This is a genomic window from Hyphomicrobium sp. MC1 (genome assembly GCF_000253295.1).
Taxonomy (GTDB): domain Bacteria; phylum Pseudomonadota; class Alphaproteobacteria; order Rhizobiales; family Hyphomicrobiaceae; genus Hyphomicrobium_B.
This window is the reverse complement of sequence record NC_015717.1, coordinates 558,566-578,813: the sequence shown is the minus strand read 5'-3', so window position 1 is coordinate 578,813 and position 20,248 is coordinate 558,566. Positions and strand designations below refer to the sequence as shown.

Below are 20,248 nucleotides of genomic sequence, written 5' to 3'. Positions count from 1 at the left end.
CGTACGACCCTGAGAGCAACCCCGATCCAATATCATGCCAGCTAAGATTATCGTTGTTGAAGACGAAGCGCCGCTAGCCGAGCTTCTGAAGTACAATCTTCAGTCGGAAGGTTACGACGTCGTGCAAGCCGCCGATGGCGAGGAAGCCGAACTATTGCTCGCCGAACAAACCTTCGATCTGGCGATATTGGATTGGATGATCCCGAAGATCTCCGGGATCGAGCTTTGCCGCCGTCTGCGCAACCGCGGCGACACGCAGAGCCTGCCCATCATCCTGCTGACCGCCCGCGGTGAGGAATCTGACCGCGTGCGGGGCCTGACGACCGGCGCCGACGACTACGTCACGAAGCCGTTCTCCGTGCAGGAATTGATGGCACGTGTGAAAGCCCTGCTCCGGCGCGCGGCGCCGGAGCGCATGAGCGATATTCTCGTCTCCGGCGAGATCACGATGGACCGCGGTGCCCACAAAGTGACGCGTGGCGTCCGCGAGGTCCGCCTCGGCCCGACCGAATACCGCATGCTCGAAGTCTTCATGGAAAGCCCGCGCCGCGTTCTCTCGCGCAGCCAGCTTCTCGACCGCGTATGGGGCCAGTCCTCGGAGGTCGACGAGCGCACCGTCGACGTTCACATCGGCCGTCTCAGAAAATCGCTGATCCGCGGCAACGAAGCCGATCCGATCCGCACGGTCCGTGGCGCCGGCTATGTCTTCGACGGCCGCGAAGCCGAAACGCAGGCTTAATAGCGAGCCATGTGTCCTCGGGCTTGTCCCGAGGATCCAGCAATCAACATCACCGCGGCATAATAGATCCCCGATCTCATGCCGAGGATGACGAGAGAATACAGCTAAAGACTGACTCTCAGCTTGGCGCGGTTAGGCAGCTAGACAGATTGCGCGCGACGCCATGCATCAGATCGAAGTAGAGCTTCGGCCCCGGCGTCAGCAATTGCCCTTCGACGTCGATCGTCCCCGAACGGGCATGCGTCCCTTCGGTAACCGCAGCAACAAGGTTTGGCTGGAACTCCGGTTCGGTAAAAACACAGACTGCACCGAGCGACGAAATCTTGCTGCGAACCTCCGTCAGTCTTTTTGCGCTCGGCGGCACGTCCGGGCTGACCGTAATCGATCCCACGGCGTGAAGCCCGAAGTGATGTTCGAAATACTGCGTCGCGTCGTGGAAGACGATGAAGGGCTTGCCTTGCGCCCCTTTCATTTCACTCGAAAGGTCATGGTCGAGCGTATCGAGATCGGCATCGAGCGCCGCCTCGTTGCTTTTCACTTTGCTCGCGTACTCAGGATAGCGCGCAATGAGCGCTTTCGCGATGTCGGCCGCAATGGCCTTGGCGTTCGACGGATCGAGCCAGAGATGCCCATCCTCTCCGTCCTCATCATGATCATCGTGATCGGCAGCGCCTGCTTCCTCATGATCGTGCGCGTCCGCCTCATGCTCGTGCTCATGCTTCTCGAACGTGCCGCCTTCGCGTTGATCCAGCAGCGTCACGCCATCTGCGCCCGCAAGCGTCACCACTTTGACGTTCGACGGCAATGTCGTCACGATCTTGCGCGTAAACGGCTCCAGCGTATCCGACACACGAACGAAAATATCCGCTTCGTTGATAGCCCGCGCTGTCGACGGCTTGAGCGTGAACGTATGCGGCGATGCCGATCCTTCGACGATAAGCTGCGGCGTCCCGATGCCGTCCATCAGACGCGTCACAAGCGAATGTACGGGCTTGATCGTCACGACGACCTTCGGCGCGTCGGCAGCGCTGACAGCGGCCGTAGCGCTTGTCATCGCGGCCGCCAAAAAACCGAAACATCGTGCCGCTGAACGCTTCATTCCCACCATCCTGCCGAGTAAAAGGATATAATATAACCATCGCCGTCGGCATGCAACCGCACCGGCGAATTGGCCTATACCCGCCAAATAGCGCAGCGCGTCGCAATCTCGCCACGTTCAATGTGCGTTTCGTATGAAACGCACTCCGAGAATCGCGCGTAATGCGGAGCAAAGGAATTGGGGCCGATCTTGCATAAGTCGTTCAATAAATGTCTCAGCCTCGCGGCCGCCGCGATAATGCTCCTCGCTTTCTCTATACCGGCCTCTGCGCATCCTCATATGTGGATCACATATGAGATGACGGTCGACTACGACAACGGCACCGTTACGGGCGTCGACCATGTCTGGAGCTTCGACGATTCCTATGCGGCGATGGCGCTCGAAGGTCTCGACACTAACAACGACGGCAAATACGACCAGCACGAGCTTGAGCCGCTGCTGAAGGTCAACATGGATGGCCTCAAAGAGTTCAACTACTTCACGGTGGCCAAGCTCGGCGAAGAACAATTGGCGTTCTCGCCGCCGACCCAAGCGCACCTCGAATACACCAACGGTGTCCTCCGCCTTTACTTCCACCTGTCGCTGGCGAAGCCCGTCCTTGCCGATGCCGAGGGCCTGACATTCGCCGTCTTCGATCCCTCCTACTTCATCGACTTCGAGCCAGAGAAAACGGACGCCGTCAAACTTGCATCAGCGCCCGCTGGCTGCGCGGCGACGCTGCTCGATCCCGATGCGGAAAAGACCGACGCGCAGGCCCAGAAGCTCGGCGCCGCGATGGCGCAACAGTTCGGCGCCGGCGTCGTCGGTTTCGGCTCCTACAAAACCGTGGCGATCACCTGCAAGAAATCCTGACCGTCCAGCTTTGGCACAGCGGTTAACGAACCGGCGAGATTCCTCAGCCGCAGAGGCATTAATGACTTAGAAAGGATGTCTTCTTGCGGACCGCGAGGTGACATCAAATGCGTACGGCCCTTCGCACGTTGCTTTTCGTCGTGCTGATGCTCGCACCCGTTACGATTTCGCGCGCCGACATCGATACCGAAGCTGCCATTCCGAACGGCGCATTCGAACTCGTCGTCGTCGAAGCCGAGGGCTGCATCTACTGCCAGCTTTTCCGCCGCGACGTGCTGCCGGCCTACCAGGCATCGTCTCAGGCCAAGGATCTGCCGGTGCGCTTCGTCGATATTAACGATATCGCCGCCGTCCATCTGAGTTTCAAATCCGGCGTCGACATCGTGCCGACATTTGTGGTCGTCAAATCACATACCGAAGTCGGCCGGATTTCCGGCTACATCGGCCCGGAGAACTTCTTTCACTCGATCAGCTATCTGCTGGCTTCAGCCCCCTAAAAGCGCCCAAACGTCGCCCAAGCAGCCAAAAGCCCATGCAATTGGCCTTTTCATTTCGAATTCCCCACGTATCGGTGCCCAAAACCCTTGTAAACTCGGGCTCGCTCCTGTACCGACGCGGTTTCCGTTTTCGGGGGCTTTGGACGCCATCATGAGCCGGATCAGGCCACACGTCGGCATTATCATGGGAAGCCAGTCAGACTGGCCGACGATGAAGCATGCCGCCGATATTTTGACGGCTCTGGGCGTTTCTTTCGAGACCAAGATCGTCTCCGCCCACCGTACGCCGGACCGTCTCTATAGCTACGCCAAGGGTGCCAAAGCTGCTGGCTTGAAGGTCATCATCGCCGGGGCCGGCGGCGCCGCGCATTTGCCCGGCATGGCCGCCGCCATGACGGTGCTGCCGGTATTGGGCGTGCCAGTGGAATCGAAAGCGCTTAAAGGTCAGGACAGTCTGTATTCGATCGTGCAGATGCCGGCGGGCGTTCCTGTCGGCACGCTCGCCATCGGCGAAGCGGGCGCCAAGAACGCGGGACTGTTCGCCGCGGAAATCCTGGCACTTTCTGATCCCGCCCTGGCAGAGCGCCTCGAAGACTGGCGCAAACAGCATTCGGCCGATGTCGCCGAGACACCCGTTCAGGGTTGAAGACCACGCAATGACTGCATTCCCTCCCGGCTCGACCATCGGCATTCTCGGCGGCGGACAATTGGGCCGCATGCTTGCCCTCGCAGCCGCTCGCCTCGGCCTCAAGTCGCACATCTACGCGCCCGAAGCCGATAGCCCAGCGTTCGACGTCGCCGCCGCACACACGGTCGCGGCGTACGAAGACGAAACGCAGCTCGCCAAATTTGCAAGCGCGATCGACGTTGCGACCTACGAATTCGAGAACATTCCCGTACACACGGTCGAATTCCTGTCGACGCGCATTCCCGTTCGGCCCGGCGCCAAGGCCCTCGCCTGCGCCCAGGACCGCATGAACGAGAAATCGCTCGCGCGTGAGCTTGGCGCGATGACGGCAGAGTTCGCGGCCATCGACAGCTTCGCCGATCTCGCAAAAACGCTCGACAACGGCTTCACCATTCCGTCCGTTCTGAAGACACGCCGCTTCGGCTATGATGGCAAAGGCCAAGCGAAAATCTTGACGCGCGCGGACGCCAAAAGTGCGTGGGCCGCCATGCGCGATCAGCCGTCGATTCTGGAGAGCTTCGTCAATTTCCGGGCCGAGGTTTCGGTCGTCGCTGCCCGCGCCATCGATGGCAGCTTCAAGGCCTTCGACGTCACCGAGAACGAGCACCGAAATCACATTCTGCACCGGTCGCTCGCGCCTGCAGCGCTTGCGCCCGACGTCGCCTCTGAGGCCGTCACCATCGCGCAGAAGATCGCTGAAAGGCTCGATTACGTCGGCGTGTTCGCGATCGAGTTTTTCCTCGTCGCTCAAAACGGCCGCGACCACCTCTACGTCAATGAGATGGCGCCGCGCGTGCACAATTCCGGCCACTGGACGATGGATGGCGCACTGACTTCGCAATTCGAGCAGCACATCCGCGCCGTCGCCGGCTGGCCGCTCGGCTCAACGAGCCTGAAAGCGCCCGCCGCCGAAATGATCAACCTCATCGGCGACGATATTCTTGCCTGGGAAAAGATCGCAGCCGAACCCGGCGCGTTCTTTCATCACTACGGCAAGAAGGAAGCGCGCCCCGGCCGCAAGATGGGCCACGTCAATCGTCTGCTCCCGAAGAAGTAGACTCAGCCTTCGCGGCGCCGATACGCAATCGTCGATAGAATAGCGGCAAGCACGAACACCGCCGGCGGCGCCAATCCGCGACCGAGCGGGACGTAACCGGGTAGCACCACGACCAGCACCCAGACCACATCTGCCCAGCCGACGACCGCAAGATTGAGCCAAAATCCTAATCGATCGTTCTTCGCCACGCGCCACAACGCAACGACGATTGCAAACAGTGAGATTGACAGCATATAGGCCGCGAGCTGCAACAACCGCCCTTGCGCGATGCCATGCTCATCGAGCGCCAGCATCATGATCTGCCACGAGACATAAATGTGAAACGCGCCCCACGCGGCATAAAGGAGCGCAGCGGATTGTGAAAGAAAGCGCGTCGTGACGTTCATGTCCGCTCCATGCAAAGCCTTGAAAGGCATTCGCATGGAGCAACGAGTGCGTTACACGCACAGCAAGCGGGGCGATGCGGCCGTTAAAGCATTGAGCTTTCAAGCGGCTGATCGAGCTTTCTCTCGTCGCCGCCGAGCGTATGCTTCACGATCCGCCAGTTCCCGTTCTGCAGCGCGAACTCGGCGGCAAACGGCCCACCCAACAAATCGCGCGTGCCCTTACGAGCACCGGTCACGCGATAGAGAATGAAGCCACTCGCGACAGCCGAATTGCATCCCGGCGTCACAGTCATCTTGACAACGACCGGCTGCGGATGCCGGGCGAGCAGTCCGGCGTAAAAATTCCGAATGGCGTCTTTTCCGACCAGCGGGGCCGACGCTTTCGCGGGGATCAACGTCGCATCATCCGCATAGAAATTTGCAAGCTTGTCCGCTGATCCGGACGCGACAGCCGAATTCCAGCTATCGAACAATTGCGAAATCACCTGCGGCGTCGGCGTGGTGCAATCCAATTCGTCGGCGTGAACCGCGCGCGGAATAAGAAGCGCGGCCGCGACGAAAGCCGTCATGGCAAAGCGAAAAACAATGGACCTTGTGATGGTATCTATGGGCAGCGAAGAGATCATGGCGATACGTCCCTATCCTTCCCTCGAAGGCTATCCCCGTCGCGATTTCCTGACCGTAATCGGCTATTCATGCCTTAGGTACGCTGCACAAACCCTTACTACACTGCGCTAAATCAATTTCCTGCATTTGAGTTTATTTTTAAACGCAGATGCCGATGACGTCAGTTCGCAAGTATGTTTCGACGGCGCGAGCCCTATCGTTTCAATTGCACTTTCGGACGGCCATGATTGCGATTTTCTCCAGCTTCGGTCGAACTCGGTCGACATGCGCACCATAAGACGCAGCTGCACAGCCGTTGCATGCCTTTGACGGGCGCTCCCATCCAAGCGCAGACCGACGAGCCATGACGAAATTTCACTCCCGACGAGAGGCTCTGAATGCACCTTTAGCGGCGGCGCAAATCGCGGTTCCTTCCGTCGGCTCTTTGGTATCTGATGCAGCACACAGCTTCGCGATGCACATAAAATTCCGGGATTTTGCATAACGGACCCGCAGCCGGAATCCGTCGCATCACGTGCATTTTCCCACTGCGGTTCATCCCCAGTTAATCGTGCATCCGTTTTGTGGAACTGCAGCGGATGAACGCCGTTGAGCGGATACCGATCATGTCGGTATACGACGCTTCAGTCGCACCCCTGAAAAATACCCAAGGAGCCACAATGAAACGCATAATCATATTCGTGATGGCGTTGATGACGGCCATGGCAGTGCCGGTCATCGCCGAAGCGAGACACGGAGGCCATCACGGCGGCGGTCACCACTTCGGCAGACATCATGGCGGCGGTCATCACTTCCGCGGCCATCGCGGTTTTCGCGGCCATCACTTCCGCGGCGGACGCCACTGGGGCCATCGTGGTCATTGGCGTGGTCACCATTGGCGTGGCGGTCGTCACTGGGCGGGACGTCATTGGCGTCGCGGCCACTGGCATGGTCACCGTCGCTGGTGGCGTGGACGCTGGTGGGCCTATGGCGTCGGTTCGTGCTGGCGCTGGTCGCCGTACTATGACCGCTTCGTGTGGGTCTGCTACTGACGTCACCTGAACGTGCGAAGCACGCATGAACGTTTCGACGGCCCTGCTCACGCAGGGCCGTTTTTTTTTTTCGCGCCACTATGATGAGCGACCTGTACCGGCCATTCACCACATATCGAGATCAAGGTCTTTCTCGAACTGCGAGATCATCGCCGTGACTTTGTTGAGCGGCGCCGGAAAGAAGCGGCAGCCCGCGCCAGTCGTGGCTTCCTTCGCCGCTTATTCGGAATTTGATGCATCACAACATCATATCGCGCTGCAATGACGATATTTTCTTAACGAAATTCACGTCGAAATCGGCCGCTCGATTTACACACTCGCGCATTCAGCCCGAGGTAATCGTGCTATTAAATTTAAAGAACTACGGCGGATAAACGCCGTTGAGCGATCACCGGTCTTATCAGCCTTGGTCACTTCGATTGCGCCCCAAATAAAACCAAGGAGCCACAATGAGACGCATAATTGTATATGTGATGGCGATGATGACGGCGTTGTCGATGCCGCTCATTGCCGAAGCTCAACCAAATTTCGCAAACTCGGCTCTCCGCACGCAAGCGGCTGAGCACAACGGCATCGACCAAGTGAGACGAGGCGGTGGCGGATTTCGTGGTGGCGGGTTCCGCGGCGGACGGCATTTCCGCGGCGGCGGGCGCCACTGGAACGGCGGGCGTGCCTGGCGCGGCGGACGATACTGGCGCGGTGGCCGTGCCTGGCGTGGTGGCCGTTACTGGCGCGGTGGTCGCTGGTACGGTGGTCGCGGCCGTTATTGGGGTGGCCGCTGGTGGGCCTACGGTGTTGGCACCTGCTGGCGCTGGTCGCCGTACTATGGCCGCTTCGTGTGGGTCTGCTACTGATGTAATCTGAACGTGCGAAGCACACACGAAAGTTTCGACGGCCCCGCCCTTGCACGGGGCCGTTTTTGTTTGCGCGCAACAGAAGCCGTCGAGAAAAACGATCGTCACGCCGCGCACTTGACACCACACCGCCGCCAAGGCGATTGATGCGTCAACGGTTGAAATCAGAAAGCTTCAGGAGACGCAGCCTGTGGACACCAAATCAGTCATGATCGGAATACTTGCCGTCGCTGTCGTCGTCCTCGGCTATCTCCTCTGGGACGCGAACCAGACGAAAGTGAAAGTCGATCTGCCGGGCATCAAGATCGAGGGGCGTTAATTGAAGTAGTCAAAACTCAACACCGTCACCCCGACGCAGGTCGGGGTCCAGGCAAGCCAATCGATTTCTAATTTTTTCAATATTTGGCTGGATCCCGGCCTTCGCCGGGATGACGAAGAGAGGTTTCCTAACCCAACCCCCGCGCCTCTTCCTGCACTTTCACATCCGCGATGATGCGATCAAGAAGCAGGCACGTCCGCTTCCATAAGTCGGAGCCTTTGCGGTAATCGGCGCTGGCGTAGAAATCGCAGCGCCCGGCCTTGAAAAGCTCGATGCACTTCGTCTCGCTCTCGTCCGCCCCGTGCACCGCAATCGCGTGGCCGCCGTTCTTTTTCAGAAGCGCCATCGACGGCACGTCCGTGTCGCCGTCGCCGAAATAGATGAAGTTCGAAAACGGAATGGGCCGCTCCTCCTCGGGCATGTGCATGTTGATGCTGCGGCCGAGATCCTCGATGCCCTTGTTGATGCGAAACAGAAACTGCGTCTTGCCGGTATCGGAAATCACGCGCTTCGGAAACGGCAGGTCGTAAGCGTCGAACCAATATTCGCTCGCGAACACGTTGGCGAAGTGCCGATAAATCTTCGTGCCCTCGATGATCTCCGTCAGCCCTGACGACACGAGATAATGCTTCACCGAGATTTCCGCGTCGCCCGCGCGCTTCTTCACATAGGCGTGCATCGCGTCGAACCATGCCTCGACGCCGGGATACAGTTCGACCGTCTTGCCCTGGGCGACGAGATCGGCGCGATCGATGCGGACGTTCTTCTCCTTCGCCTTCTTGTACATCAGGTGCATGTAAGTGATCAGGGCGTCGGCGCGCTCCGCCTTGGCGATGCGCGTGCACTCGGACCAGAACTCTTTCGGCTCGATGCCGAGCTTCGGTAGGAACGCATATTCCTGCATCGGCTTCGGCGACAGCGTGCCGTCGAAGTCATAGACCAGCGCGATGACTTTCTTGTTTGCCGTGGCCGACTCTGCTTCGCGGAGCCGACCGGTCGCGGCGGCCTTGGCTCGCGCGCGTGGAGGGCTTTTCCCGGACGCATTCGTCTCGCGTTCCGCAAGCCGCCCGGCTACGCCGTTCCCCTGCCTTCCACCAACCCGCTCGACCATGAGCCTCTCTCCGCTCTCGACTTGTAGAGCGGAGAGAAACGTGATTCGGGTGGCACAAGAAAGTCGGACGGCTATTTCCCGTCCGGATCGGCGTAGATTTCCTCGCGAACCTGCGCGTAGCTCAGCACCGAAAACAGAACGGTACCGCCAAAAACATTGCCTGCCAGCGTCGGCATGAAGAAACGGAACACCGCATTCTCAAGCGTCGTGGTGCCCGTCAGCACGCCGTAGATCGCTTCCGCGCTTCCGGCGACAATGTGCGTAAAGCCGAACAGCGCGATTAGATACGTCAGCAGAGTGATGATCAGAAACTCGACGTGCTCCGTCGATGACAAGATCCAGACGAGCGCCGCGATGATCCACCCCGCGCCGATGCCCTTGGCGAACATCTCGCCAGGTGTATTGGCCATGACCCTGCCGACGATCTCGCTCATCGCCGTCGCGACGGCGGCCGGCACGATCGGCAGGAAGGCCATCGCCATCGCGAAGATCAAACAGCCGACGATGTTCGCCGCGAGCACGATGCCCCACAGGCGCACCATCCGCAAAACCCAGTGCAGCTGCTTGCGCGCCATGATCGGCAGAACGGCCGTCAGCACGTTTTCGGTAAAAAGCTGTTGATGCCCGAGAATGACAATCAGGAAGCCGACGGCATATCCGAGCTTGGCAATAACCTCGCTCGATCCACCTGCGGGCAGATGCGCGGCAATCGCCGCTTCCGTCAGAAACGAAAAGCCGATCGAAATGCCCGCGGCCACGCCCGACCACCACAGCGCCGAAACCGGCCGCCGAAGCTCGATCTCGCCCTGCACGCGGATGATCTCATAGACGACCGCCGGGCGATGGCGCACGCCTTCGCGGACCTGCTGCTTCTCCTTGCGGCTAAGTCCGGAGCCCGGCGACGGATCGTTCGATTTGGAGGGTTTTTCCTCCTGCGCGGTCTCCACCTCGTCTTTCGGAGGTTTAGCTGCCATCAGTGCTTGCAATCCGGGCCATGCACATGGCCAGGAAGCCCGTGCGCAACGCCATGATCGTGGTCGTGATCATGCCCGTGATGATGGTGATCATGGTCATGTCCATGGTCGTGGCTATGATCGTGTCCGCAGCCACATTCGTCGCCATGCTCATGATGGTGATGCGCTTCCGGATCGACGAGCGCCGCCGCAAGCTTGCGCTCGAGTGCAATCGACATCTCGCGCGGGCTGTCCTTATCCTCGATCAACAGCGCCATCACTTCGGCGCCAAGGCGAAAATCATCGACCGCACCGAGATAGTGCCGGCGCAGGCGCCCCTGCCGATCGAACAGCAGCAGCGCAGGCGTGCCTTGCAGTTCATAGGCCTTCATCGTCTCCGGCAAACCGTCGCCGTTCGGCTTGTCGAGCGCAACCGGAATGGTGATGCCGTTCTCGTTCAGATAGGCTTCGACCTTCTCCGGCGTCTGCTCGTCGAGCCGCTCGAACGGCATGTGAAGTCCAAAGACCGCCACTTCGTTCTCTTCGAACGCTCCGCGCAGGCGCATCGCCTGCGGCAGGCCGAATTTCTGCGAGCCCGGACAGACGAGCTGCCAAACGGCAACGACGATGACTTTGCCCTTCTCGGCTTTCAACGTGCGCTTTGAATCCGAGTTCAGCCAACGCTGGGCGACAATCTCGGGTGGGCGTTCCGGGTTGAACATTTTTGAAACAATCCTCGGTTGATCTGTCGGTTATATAACACCGCAGCCGCCCTCTGCGCAGGGGCTTCCGGCCCGGATATTCGGTACTTCAGTCGCAGTCGCCTGATTTCTCGAAGCCGATAGGCGCCGTCTTCTCGGAACAGGAAAACGCCGCCGGCATGGTGCAGGGTTCCGCGGGGTTAGGCGAATAAATGCGAAAATAGAGCGGGCAGCCGCGCATCACGTTGTAAGCCGAAACACATCCCGTGGGCTGCGCCAGGCGTTCTTGCGATTTTGACTGAAGCGCCCAGTTCGTCCGTTTCGCCCACCGGTCTTCGACAATCGACAACGTCGGTGTATTGGCTGCAAAACGCTCAGCCAATGCATCCGGCGTTTGCCGGTCGGGCGGAATGTCGAGAAGAAACCGGCCCGACGGTTCGCGATACCCGATCATGACCGCATCCTGCTTCGGACAGGCGGCAATGGCCGTCGCGATCATCTGCGCCGGCCAGATCCTGTCGATGCTGGGCAGCACGACGCCCAGCAGCGTCACTCCGAACAGTCCGAGCGCGGAAACGCCCACCGCGGCCCAGCGCCGCAAATGCCCCTCACGGCCAAGCTGGCCGGTCCAGATGAAGAGCGACGCGATGATGGCGATAAGGACCATGGCGACAAGGCCCGGCAGCTCGCCGACGAAGGCATAGATAGCTGCGAAAATCGCCAACGGCAGCGCCGCGAGCGCGGTCGGCCAGATCCAGAAGCCGCTCCATTCGGGCTGCTTGCCGTCGCCCCGCTCACTCGTCACGACCATCGCCACAGCGAGCGCCAGTGCCGGAAACATCGTCTGCACCATGTAGGTGCCGGGCTTCGATGACAGCGCTTCGAGATAAATCAGGTATCCGATGACCCAGGCGAGCAGGAAACGCGGCAATCGCTGTTGCTCGCGTTCGGCCCAGAACCGTTTGACGGCGGTACCGAGCAGCATCGTTCCAGGGATGAAACCAAGCAACAGCGCCAGAACAAACGTGCCGGGAAAAGCGCGAAGCTTCATGTCCTGCGCACCGCCGAGCGCGGCAAGAAACTCCCTCCAGCTCAGACCCGAAAACGCCACGCCGTCCTGATGCGCACGCACCAACAACCAGGGCGCGCCGAGCACCAGCGCTATCGGCACGCCAAGGACCGGGCGTAACCGCTTCAGCCAAGATAGTTCGCGATCAAAAACGTAAAGCGCGATCAGCGTCGCCAGAACAAGGATCGGAACCAGAAGCGCATTAATGAGAATACCGATACCGACCGCGACCCAGAACAGCAGCGCCGTTCCGATCGGCTCTTCCTCATTGGTATAAATGCGCGCGAGCGCCAGCATCGCCACCGTCGCAGGTAACAGCGACAGCCCCTCGGCAATGGCAAGTTGCGAGACGAGCACCGTCAACGGCGCAACCGCAAACAGCGCCGACGCAATCAGCGCGGTCTCCGCTCCAACCAATCCGCGCGCCAGCCAAAACAGCGCGAGGACTGCCAACGTCACCGCCAGAAACGACGGAATGCGATAGACGGTAATGTCGCGATCATGCGCTGGTCCCGCCAGCCATCGCGCCGCACCTTGTGCCCAGAACGTGCCGATCGGGCGATATTGGTGCACGACGTCGCCAAACCGCGGGCTCGTCCAGTCGCCGCGGTCGACCATTGCCCGGGTCGTCTCCGACCAAATGATTTCCGTGCGATCGACGGGCGGCAGGCGCACGAGACCCGGCAAATAGACGACGGCACACAGCGCCAGAAGCGCCAGTGACGGCAACCACGGTCGCTCCGTCAAAGTCGCCCACCAGGTCCACATCGTGCGCTGGCGATCCACTGCCTCTGCCCCCTCGAAACTTGACATGCCTTCGGAACTCGGGTGTTTGCGCATCCGAACGACAAAACGCAAGGCTTCTGTCCGAATGCCAGGAAAATCGGCCGACCGCGCCACCCGCCGGGCGCGACTTATCGAGCTCATTAAGTCGCGGTCCTTCCAGGAGGGGCCGGAATTCAAGCTCGCGTCAGGTAAAACATCGACTTTTTACTTTAATATGAAACCGACGATGCTCGATAGCGAAGGGGCCTATCTGGTCGCATCGCTGATCCTCGATCAGCTCGAAGGTACTGACGTCGACCTCATTGGCGGCCTGGAAATGGGTGCTGTGCCGATTGCATCGAGCGTGGCGGCCGTTGCTTTTACCGAAGGGCGAAAGCTGCCCGCATTCTTCGTGCGCAAGCAGGTCAAGGAACACGGCACGCAAGCTCTGGTCGAGGGACTGGCGAAGGGCGAAAGCATGGCCGGCAAGAAAATCGTCGTCGTCGAAGACGTCACGACGACCGGCGGCTCGGCCTTGAAAGCGGCTGACGCCTTGAAAGCGGCCGGCGCCGACATCGTGCGCGTCATCACCATCGTCGACCGCTTGGACGGCGCAGCCGAAACCTTCGCCACCGCCGGCCTGAATTTCGAACCGCTGCTAACGCTGGCTGATTTCAAGAAGTAATCGTCATCCTCGGGGCCGACCCGAGGATGAGGGAACTCTCAGCCATTAAAGCCACAGAAGCTCCAGCCTACCCGAGCTTCTGCTTCAGAAATGCGCTCGTGCGCTCCCACGCAAGCTCGGCACAGTGACGATCATGAACGGAGCGCTGCTCGTTCATGAACGCGTGGCTTGCATCATAGCGGTAGAACTCGAACGCCTTGCCAGCCGCCTTCAACCCCGCCTCGAACGCATTGACGTTCTCAGGCGTCACGAAATCATCGCTGTTTGCAAAATGCCCCTGCAGCGGAATTTTCACATCCGCTGGCTTCGCGACCGCATCCGGCGGCAGGCCATAGAACGAAACCGCCGCGGCAAACTCCGGAACGCGGCACGCCGCCAGCACCGTAACGGCACCGCCCATGCAGAACCCCGCCACCGCAACCTGTGGGCTCGACTTCAACAGAAACTGCGCTGCGCCGCGCACAACCTGATCGCATGCGTCGAGGAAGTTCAGCGACTGCATCTCGCGCAAAGCGCCTTCGCTATCGTGATAGGGAATAACGGTTCCGGCATAAAGGTCCGGCGCTAACGCATCGTAACCGAGAAGCGCAAAGCGATCGCACAGACCCTTGATCTGTTCCTGCAGTCCCCACCATTCCTGGATGACGACAACGCCCGGCGCATTCGCGGTGCCTGCGAGCGAAAGGTAACCCTCGGCCGTCTTGCCGTCGGGACGTGTGAAAGGAATACGGGTGCCCATGCTCTGACGCTCCAGTTTCTGCCGGCGCGCCTTTCTTAGGCATCGCAACGCGGATGATCAACGCCCGAGGCGACGCACGTGCCCCGCCTCGAGCGTAACGCGCGTTATTCCGCCGCGATACCCGGCTGCACGACGGGGCTTGCCTTCATGACCTCGGCGTCGACGTAAGCCGCAAACTTCGCGAAGTTATCGTGGAACATCTGTGCGAGCTTAGACGCCATGGCATCGTAGGCTTTCGGATCGGCCCACGTCTGGCGCGGATTGAGGAGCTTCTGATCGATCCCGTCCATCGCCACCGGGACAGCGAAACCGAACACCGGATCGACCCGCATCGGCTGTTCTTTCAACGTGCCGGAAAGCGCCGCATTGAGCAGGCCGCGCGTCACCTTGATCGGCATGCGTGAACCCTCTCCGTACTTGCCGCCGGTCCAGCCCGTGTTGACGAGCCAGCAATCGACGCCATGTTCAGCAATGAGCTGACGCAGCAGGTTGCCGTAGACACTCGGATGGCGCGGCATGAATGGCGCACCAAAGCACGTTGAGAAGGTCGGCTTCGGCTCCGAGCCCATGCCCTTCTCCGTGCCCGCAACCTTCGCCGTGAAGCCTGAAAGGAAATGATACATCGCCTGACTCGGCGTCAGCTTCGCAATCGGCGGCAGCACGCCGAACGCATCGGCCGTCAGCATCACGATGTTCTTTGGATGTCCGGCCGTCCCTGTCGGGCTTGCGTTGGCGATGGCATCCAAGGGATAGGCCGAGCGAGAATTCTCAGCCAAGCGATTGTCGTCAAAATCCGGAATGCGCGTCTCCGGATCAATCACGACGTTTTCAAGAACCGTGGCGAAGCGGTTGGACGCCGCCCAGATCTGCGGCTCGGCGGCCTGCGACAACCGGATCGTCTTCGCGTAGCATCCGCCCTCGAAATTGAAGATGCCCTTTTCCGACCAACCATGCTCGTCGTCACCGAGAAGCTCCCGCGACGGATCGGCCGACAATGTCGTCTTACCCGTTCCCGACAAACCGAAGAACACCGCTGAATTGCCGTCCTTGCCCACATTCGCCGAGCAGTGCATCGGCATGACGTTCTTCTGCGGCAGCAAATAATTCAGATACGAGAACACGCTCTTCTTGATCTCGCCCGCGTAGCTTGTGCCGCCAATCAAAACAATGCGCTTCGTGAAGTTACAGGCGATGACCGTTTCGCTCCGCGTACCGTGATAGAGCGGCGCGGCGCGAAAGCTCGGCAGATCGACGACCGTGAACTCAGGCAGGAAGTTCTCAAGCTCGCTCGCTTCAGGCCGCCGAAGCAGATGGCGAATAAACAGCGATTGCCAGGCGTGCTCGGTCACGACGCGCGTGTTGAGCCGGTGCTCGGCGTCGGCGCCGGCATAAAGATCCTGGACGAAGAGTTCCTTGTGACGCGCAAAGCCGACGAAATCGGCAAGCAGGCGGTCGAATTGCTCTTCCGACATTTCCTTCGCGTTGTCCCACCAGATCGCGTCATCGGTCTGATCGTCGCGAACGATATATTTATCTTCTGCCGAGCGGCCCGTGTGCTGCCCAGTCTCGACGCCGACGGCGCCGCTCGCGGCAAGCCGGCCCTCGCCGCGCCGAATGATGAATTCCATCAACTCGGCCTCGCGGAGATTGCGACGAACCTTCTGAGAGGGCAGTGTGGGAAACAGCTCGGTCATAAGATTTTAGCCCTTTGGGGTAAGCGCCTCTCGGCGCAGCGCACATATAATCACGCCAGCGCGGCGAACCATCGATGGGCGAAAAACGCACCACTCGCCCATTTGTGCCGCACAATAAAGTCGCTCCGGCGGGATCGTCCCGCTGTTGGCGGAGGATAGCTGCAAACTCAAGCCGTTCTTAGGTCCTACTTGGGACGATAAAAGGGATAAGAACGCGAAAAAACCGGTAACACTGTGTTACCGCTCAGAATTCCTAAGAGTCGTCATTACGCGGACCATGCGGCGAATAAAGGCCGTAAACAAGCGCTTTTCTGCATTTGTAAGCTGCGAATTTCGCCACATTGCTTGCCGACAGCGGCCCCGTCGCCTATTCAGGTACTATTCAGCCTCCGGAGCCCATTTGATCGGAGCGCCACAATTGCTACACCATGCCGCCATATGCGCCTAAGGGGCATGGCGAGCATTCCCGTCGCGACCGAGGGGGCAGAAGAGGAAAAGATGAAGGAAAAGAGCACCATCGCACTCGTCGACGACGAGCGGAACATCCTGACCTCGTTGCGGATGGCGTTGGAGGCCGAGGGATACAAGGTTCGCACTTACGGTGACGGTGTTTCAGCACTCGAAGCCCTGACGGAAGAGCCCGCCGACCTTGGCATTTTCGACATCAAGATGCCGCGCATGGACGGCATGGAATTGCTGCGCCGGGTGCGCCAGCAATCCGCGATGCCCGTCATTTTCCTGACCTCCAAGGACGAGGAAATCGACGAGCTGTTTGGCCTCAAGATGGGCGCCGACGATTACATCGCGAAGCCATTTTCGCAGCGCCTCATCGTCGAACGCGTGAAGGCCGTGCTCCGTCGTGTTTCGCCCAAGGACGGCACGACCACCGAAGATGAAGCCAAGCGCGTGCTGGAGCGCGGCAAACTGAAACTCGATCCCGAGCGTCATACTTGCCACTGGGATAGCAAGGCCGTCACACTGACGGTCACGGAATTTCTGATCCTGCAGGCGCTGGCAACGCGCCCCGGCGTCGTCAAGACGCGCGACGCATTGATGGATGCTGCCTACGACGATCAGGTGTATGTGGACGACCGGACGATCGACAGTCACATCAAGCGGCTTCGCAAGAAGTTCAAGCAGGTCGATGACGACTTTGACGTGATCGAAACACTTTATGGCGTCGGCTATCGCTTCAAGGAGTAAGCGACCCGATAAGCCACCGGGGACGGGATGGCACTAGACAGCAACGACATCTCGACAGCGGCAGCGCTTGAAAGCCCCGCGGGCGAGATCGCTGCGCCTGAAACGGCTAAATCGCGGCCTAAGTTTGATGCACGCGCCTTCGCGGCGCGTGCTGCGACGGCTACGGGTAGCTGGCTGGCGAAAGGTTGGATTGCGCGCGTCATCGGGAAAAACCTGCGACGCCGCATTCTTCTTGCGAACCTGCTCGGCCTCGCCGGGCTTTTGTTCGCGATGCTCTACTTGAGTCTCCATCACGGCTGGCTGCTCGACGCCAAGGTTGACGTCGTCAAAACTGTTTCGCGCATCACCGCCGAAGCCATCGCCTACCGCGCCGTCAACGAGCGCGCGATTTTTGATCCCAACCGCATTCCGGACAAGGCGCCGTTGCGCGCCCAGCGCGATGATGCGTTCGCAGCCCTTGAACTGCCGATCGACCCGCATCAGGCGGCGATCATTCTGAGAAAGCTTGTCGGCCCCGCCGATCTCAAAGCACGTATCTATTCGGCCAAGGGCACACTGATCCTCAACGGCGACGCGCTGTTCTCCAACAGCAACGACAAGCCGGACCCGCCACCTGACGCCAACGACCCGACACCGCGCCTGAAGAATTTCTGGACGCGTCTGCATTATTGGGTGATCAACAAGGAATTGAAGGTCTACCGCGAACTCGGCACCGCCAACGGCTTCCTCTATCCGGAAGTCCGCAATGCTGCGATCAATGGTATCGAAACGCCCATTCTGCTGCTCAATCGCCACGGACAGCAAATCGTCTCGATGGCCGAGCCGATCAAGCGCGGAAACAAAATCCTCGGCGTTTTGCTAATTTCGACGAACCCCGGCGATATTGACGACATCCTCTGGGACGAGCGCTGGCTGATCTTGCAGATCGCCGCGATGGCGCTCGTGGTTTCCGTCGGAAGCTCGCTCGTACTCGAACGAACGGTCGCTGGCCCCATGCGCAGGCTTTCCGATGCCGCCAACCGCGTGACGCAGAACATCTCCGCCCGCGAGCAGTTGCCTGACATGACGGGCCGCCGCGACGAAGTCGGGCAGACCGGTCGCGCCTTCGTCTCCATGACGAACGCGCTCTACCGGCGCATCGAAGCCAGCGAGAAGTTCGCGGCCGACGTCGCGCATGAACTGAAAAACCCGCTGGCTGCCGCCCGCTCGACGGCCGAAGCCTTGGCTTACGCGAAGTCCGATACTGATCGCACCGAGCTGGTCCAAGAGATCCAGGCCGAGCTGAAACGCCTGAACCGCCTCATCAACGACATTTCCAGCACCTCGCGTCTCGATGCCGAGTTGGCTCGCCAGGAAATGCAGCCGATCGACATTCGGGTCGTGCTCGAAAACATCAACGCGCTTTTCACCGACATGCTCGCCGACGACAGCCGAAAATTGCGGCTGTTCATCGAACCCGGCGGCCCGGCGTCCTATACGGTCCGCGGCAACGACAGCCGCCTCGGCCAGGTTTTCACGAACCTGATCGACAACGCCCTATCCTTCTCGCCGGAAGGCACGATGGTGACGGTGCGTGCCCGGCCCAACAGCGCCAATGTCGAAATCACCGTCGAAGACGAGGGACCCGGCATTCCCTCCAACAAGCTCGGACAAATCTTCGATCGCTTCTACAGCGACCGGCCCCTGACCGACGCCAAGCGCGGAAAAAATTCCGGACTTGGGCTTTCGATTTCGCGCGAGATCATCGCCAGCCATAACGGCGAAATCTTCGCCGAGAACCGCAGCAAGGACGACCCTCAGTTGCGTAAGGGCGCGCGCTTTACCGTTCGCCTCCCGCTATCTCCCATTGTTGGAGTCGGGCTTGTCTGGCGAAGTTGAGCGCGTTCACGGCACAGCGATCGCCCTCGGCAGCCGCGCCGCGCTCATTCGCGGAGCATCCAGGGCCGGAAAGTCCGACCTCGCGTTCCGCTGCCTCGGGCTCGGCATCTCCGGCCTCATTCGCGACACCGTAAAGCTCGTCGCCGACGACCAGGTCCTACTAAAGCAGCAAGGCCCTGACATCGTCGCCAGTGCGCCCGCGCCCCTACGCGGTAAACTTGAAGTGCGCGGCCTCGGCATCCTGGAGGTTGACGCCATCGCGCAAGCAAATCTCGTCCTCGTCGCAGACCTCGTCAGCGACGGCAGCATCGAGAGATATCCTGATCCTTGGCCCGAAATCCGCATTTTAGGGCTCGAAATTCCGCTCCTCCACCTATATCCATTTGAGAGTTCGAGCGCCCTTAAGCTTGTGACAGCAATCACGATGGCGCCCCGGTCACGTTTTGCGCCGTAAGGTTCGATGTCGATCCAGAAACCTCTTGCACCGACGGCAAACACTTGCCACTTTCCGCGCCAAACGGCGAAGCTACAATCGGCTCCGCTGAATGGTACTGAAATGGCCCGTCGCACATGATCGGACTTGTCATCGTCACGCATGGCGGGCTTGCGCAAGAATTTCGCAATGCGCTTGAGCACGTCGTCGGAAAACAAGAAGCGCTCGAAACGATCGCGATCGGACCGGACGACGACATGGAAGCGCGTCGTCTCGAAATTCTGAATGCCGTGCAGAGCGTCGATAACGGCAAAGGCGTCATCATCCTGACGGATATGTTTGGCGGAACGCCTTCTAATCTTGCCATCTCGGTGATGGATGAGACGAAGGCCGAAGTGATCGCCGGCATAAGCCTGCCGATCCTTGTGAAGCTTGCGAGCATTCGCGCCGAGACACCTCTTGACCAAGCTGTCATTATGGCCCGCGACGCCGGCAAGAAATACATCAAAGTTGCGAGCCAAGAACTCTCTGGCGGTTAAGAGCGAGCGATGCCCGAACTGGCCAATAGCCTGAAACCGGAAGCCATAGTCATCATCCGCAACGTCAAAGGCTTGCACGCCCGCGCGTCGGCAAAATTCGTGAAGCTGGCGGAAAGCTTCGACGCCGCTGTCACGGTTACCCATCACGGCAATTCAGTCGGAGGCACGTCCATCATGGGCCTGATGATGCTTGCCGCTGGACCCGGATCTGAGTTGCACATCGTCGCCGAAGGCCCGCAAGGACCGGAAGCGCTTCAGGCCTTGGTCCACCTCGTCGAAGCCGGTTTCGACGAAGAATGCATCGGCGACGCTTGATCCACATGGCGGCT

At 59.9% G+C, this 20,248-nt stretch carries 24 protein-coding genes; 15 read left to right on the top strand and 9 right to left on the bottom strand.

The window, feature by feature from the left end:
• The first annotated feature begins 34 nt into the window (after nucleotides 1-34).
• Nucleotides 35-739 (top strand): phosphate regulon transcriptional regulator PhoB, encoded by a 705-nt coding sequence (phoB, locus tag HYPMC_RS02660; protein ID WP_013946231.1) that lies wholly within the window; start codon nucleotides 35-37, stop codon nucleotides 737-739.
• 118 nt (nucleotides 740-857) lie between these two features.
• On the opposite strand, the gene HYPMC_RS02655 is transcribed toward phoB, so the two are convergent.
• On the bottom strand, nucleotides 858-1,793 hold the full coding sequence (locus HYPMC_RS02655; RefSeq protein WP_035575992.1) for a zinc ABC transporter substrate-binding protein: 936 nt from the start codon (nucleotides 1,791-1,793) through the stop codon (nucleotides 858-860).
• Nucleotides 1,794-2,075: 282 nt separating this feature from the next.
• On the opposite strand from HYPMC_RS02655, the gene HYPMC_RS02650 reads away from it, so the two are divergent.
• The 4 genes from HYPMC_RS02650 to HYPMC_RS02635 all read left to right on the top strand — a co-directional run bounded on the left by HYPMC_RS02650 (nucleotide 2,076) and on the right by HYPMC_RS02635 (nucleotide 4,932).
• Entirely contained in the window at nucleotides 2,076-2,690 is a 615-nt protein-coding gene (locus tag HYPMC_RS02650; RefSeq protein ID WP_155831161.1) for a DUF1007 family protein, read from the top strand.
• Nucleotides 2,691-2,797: 107 nt separating this feature from the next.
• Nucleotides 2,798-3,187, top strand: coding sequence for a thioredoxin fold domain-containing protein (locus tag HYPMC_RS02645; RefSeq protein WP_013946228.1), 390 nt, complete (start codon nucleotides 2,798-2,800; stop codon nucleotides 3,185-3,187).
• Nucleotides 3,188-3,347: 160 nt separating this feature from the next.
• Nucleotides 3,348-3,833, top strand: coding sequence for a 5-(carboxyamino)imidazole ribonucleotide mutase (gene purE, locus HYPMC_RS02640; RefSeq protein ID WP_371199589.1), 486 nt, complete (start codon nucleotides 3,348-3,350; stop codon nucleotides 3,831-3,833).
• A gap of 10 nt (nucleotides 3,834-3,843) precedes the next feature.
• Nucleotides 3,844-4,932 (top strand): 5-(carboxyamino)imidazole ribonucleotide synthase, encoded by a 1,089-nt coding sequence (locus HYPMC_RS02635; RefSeq protein WP_013946226.1) that lies wholly within the window; start codon nucleotides 3,844-3,846, stop codon nucleotides 4,930-4,932.
• 2 nt (nucleotides 4,933-4,934) lie between these two features.
• On the opposite strand, the gene HYPMC_RS02630 is transcribed toward HYPMC_RS02635, so the two are convergent.
• Both HYPMC_RS02630 and HYPMC_RS02625 read right to left on the bottom strand, forming a co-directional pair.
• Nucleotides 4,935-5,318 carry a hypothetical protein gene (locus HYPMC_RS02630; protein WP_013946225.1) on the bottom strand — a complete coding sequence of 128 codons (384 nt, stop codon included), beginning with the start codon at nucleotides 5,316-5,318 and terminating at the stop codon, nucleotides 4,935-4,937.
• An 83-nt stretch (nucleotides 5,319-5,401) separates the two neighbouring features.
• Nucleotides 5,402-5,944, bottom strand: coding sequence for an SgcJ/EcaC family oxidoreductase (locus tag HYPMC_RS02625; protein ID WP_013946224.1), 543 nt, complete (start codon nucleotides 5,942-5,944; stop codon nucleotides 5,402-5,404).
• Between the two features lie 660 nt (nucleotides 5,945-6,604).
• On the opposite strand from HYPMC_RS02625, the gene HYPMC_RS02620 reads away from it, so the two are divergent.
• The 4 genes from HYPMC_RS02620 to HYPMC_RS24845 all read left to right on the top strand — a co-directional run bounded on the left by HYPMC_RS02620 (nucleotide 6,605) and on the right by HYPMC_RS24845 (nucleotide 8,149).
• On the top strand, nucleotides 6,605-6,976 hold the full coding sequence (locus tag HYPMC_RS02620; RefSeq protein ID WP_155831159.1) for a hypothetical protein: 372 nt from the start codon (nucleotides 6,605-6,607) through the stop codon (nucleotides 6,974-6,976).
• Nucleotides 6,977-7,001: 25 nt separating this feature from the next.
• The gene (locus HYPMC_RS02615) at nucleotides 7,002-7,241 is read left to right on the top strand and encodes a hypothetical protein (RefSeq protein ID WP_041299629.1); all 240 of its coding nucleotides are present in this window, start codon (nucleotides 7,002-7,004) and stop codon (nucleotides 7,239-7,241) included.
• Nucleotides 7,242-7,425: 184 nt separating this feature from the next.
• Nucleotides 7,426-7,830 (top strand): hypothetical protein, encoded by a 405-nt coding sequence (locus tag HYPMC_RS24050; RefSeq protein ID WP_155831157.1) that lies wholly within the window; start codon nucleotides 7,426-7,428, stop codon nucleotides 7,828-7,830.
• Nucleotides 7,831-8,020: 190 nt separating this feature from the next.
• Nucleotides 8,021-8,149 (top strand): hypothetical protein, encoded by a 129-nt coding sequence (locus HYPMC_RS24845; protein WP_013946220.1) that lies wholly within the window; start codon nucleotides 8,021-8,023, stop codon nucleotides 8,147-8,149.
• Between the two features lie 127 nt (nucleotides 8,150-8,276).
• On the opposite strand, the gene HYPMC_RS02600 is transcribed toward HYPMC_RS24845, so the two are convergent.
• The 4 genes from HYPMC_RS02600 to HYPMC_RS02585 all read right to left on the bottom strand — a co-directional run bounded on the left by HYPMC_RS02600 (nucleotide 8,277) and on the right by HYPMC_RS02585 (nucleotide 12,796).
• Complete coding sequence (locus tag HYPMC_RS02600; RefSeq protein ID WP_013946219.1) at nucleotides 8,277-9,260, bottom strand: HAD family hydrolase; 984 nt, start codon at nucleotides 9,258-9,260, stop codon at nucleotides 8,277-8,279.
• A gap of 71 nt (nucleotides 9,261-9,331) precedes the next feature.
• On the bottom strand, nucleotides 9,332-10,234 hold the full coding sequence (locus HYPMC_RS02595) for a formate/nitrite transporter family protein (protein WP_013946218.1): 903 nt from the start codon (nucleotides 10,232-10,234) through the stop codon (nucleotides 9,332-9,334).
• Nucleotides 10,234-10,935, bottom strand: a complete 702-nt coding sequence (locus tag HYPMC_RS02590) for a TlpA disulfide reductase family protein (protein ID WP_013946216.1) — start codon at nucleotides 10,933-10,935, stop codon at nucleotides 10,234-10,236. The genes HYPMC_RS02595 and HYPMC_RS02590 overlap by 1 nt, the downstream gene beginning before the upstream one ends.
• 88 nt (nucleotides 10,936-11,023) lie before the next feature.
• Nucleotides 11,024-12,796, bottom strand: a complete 1,773-nt coding sequence (locus HYPMC_RS02585; RefSeq protein WP_013946215.1) for a glycosyltransferase family 39 protein — start codon at nucleotides 12,794-12,796, stop codon at nucleotides 11,024-11,026.
• Nucleotides 12,797-12,854: 58 nt separating this feature from the next.
• Between HYPMC_RS02585 and pyrE the strand changes: the two genes are divergently transcribed.
• The gene (gene pyrE, locus HYPMC_RS02580; protein ID WP_013946214.1) at nucleotides 12,855-13,433 is read left to right on the top strand and encodes an orotate phosphoribosyltransferase; all 579 of its coding nucleotides are present in this window, start codon (nucleotides 12,855-12,857) and stop codon (nucleotides 13,431-13,433) included.
• Between the two features lie 67 nt (nucleotides 13,434-13,500).
• On the opposite strand, the gene HYPMC_RS02575 is transcribed toward pyrE, so the two are convergent.
• Both HYPMC_RS02575 and HYPMC_RS02570 read right to left on the bottom strand, forming a co-directional pair.
• Nucleotides 13,501-14,172: a dienelactone hydrolase family protein gene (locus tag HYPMC_RS02575; protein WP_013946213.1), complete on the bottom strand. Its 672-nt coding sequence runs from the start codon at nucleotides 14,170-14,172 to the stop codon at nucleotides 13,501-13,503.
• Between the two features lie 104 nt (nucleotides 14,173-14,276).
• Complete coding sequence (locus HYPMC_RS02570) at nucleotides 14,277-15,866, bottom strand: phosphoenolpyruvate carboxykinase (RefSeq protein ID WP_013946212.1); 1,590 nt, start codon at nucleotides 15,864-15,866, stop codon at nucleotides 14,277-14,279.
• A 498-nt stretch (nucleotides 15,867-16,364) separates the two neighbouring features.
• Here HYPMC_RS02570 and HYPMC_RS02565 point away from each other — a divergent pair, with 498 nt between their 5' ends.
• The 5 genes from HYPMC_RS02565 (at nucleotide 16,365) to HYPMC_RS02545 (ending at nucleotide 20,234) form a co-directional block, all read left to right on the top strand.
• Nucleotides 16,365-17,069: a response regulator transcription factor gene (locus HYPMC_RS02565; protein WP_024275335.1), complete on the top strand. Its 705-nt coding sequence runs from the start codon at nucleotides 16,365-16,367 to the stop codon at nucleotides 17,067-17,069.
• A 27-nt stretch (nucleotides 17,070-17,096) separates the two neighbouring features.
• Complete coding sequence (locus HYPMC_RS02560; RefSeq protein WP_013946209.1) at nucleotides 17,097-18,947, top strand: stimulus-sensing domain-containing protein; 1,851 nt, start codon at nucleotides 17,097-17,099, stop codon at nucleotides 18,945-18,947.
• The gene (locus HYPMC_RS02555; protein WP_013946208.1) at nucleotides 18,931-19,401 is read left to right on the top strand and encodes an HPr kinase/phosphorylase; all 471 of its coding nucleotides are present in this window, start codon (nucleotides 18,931-18,933) and stop codon (nucleotides 19,399-19,401) included. The genes HYPMC_RS02560 and HYPMC_RS02555 overlap by 17 nt, the downstream gene beginning before the upstream one ends.
• Nucleotides 19,402-19,517: 116 nt before the next feature.
• Complete coding sequence (locus HYPMC_RS02550) at nucleotides 19,518-19,919, top strand: PTS sugar transporter subunit IIA (protein ID WP_013946207.1); 402 nt, start codon at nucleotides 19,518-19,520, stop codon at nucleotides 19,917-19,919.
• A 9-nt stretch (nucleotides 19,920-19,928) separates the two neighbouring features.
• Complete coding sequence (locus HYPMC_RS02545) at nucleotides 19,929-20,234, top strand: HPr family phosphocarrier protein (protein WP_013946206.1); 306 nt, start codon at nucleotides 19,929-19,931, stop codon at nucleotides 20,232-20,234.
• Nucleotides 20,235-20,248 lie beyond the last annotated feature (14 nt).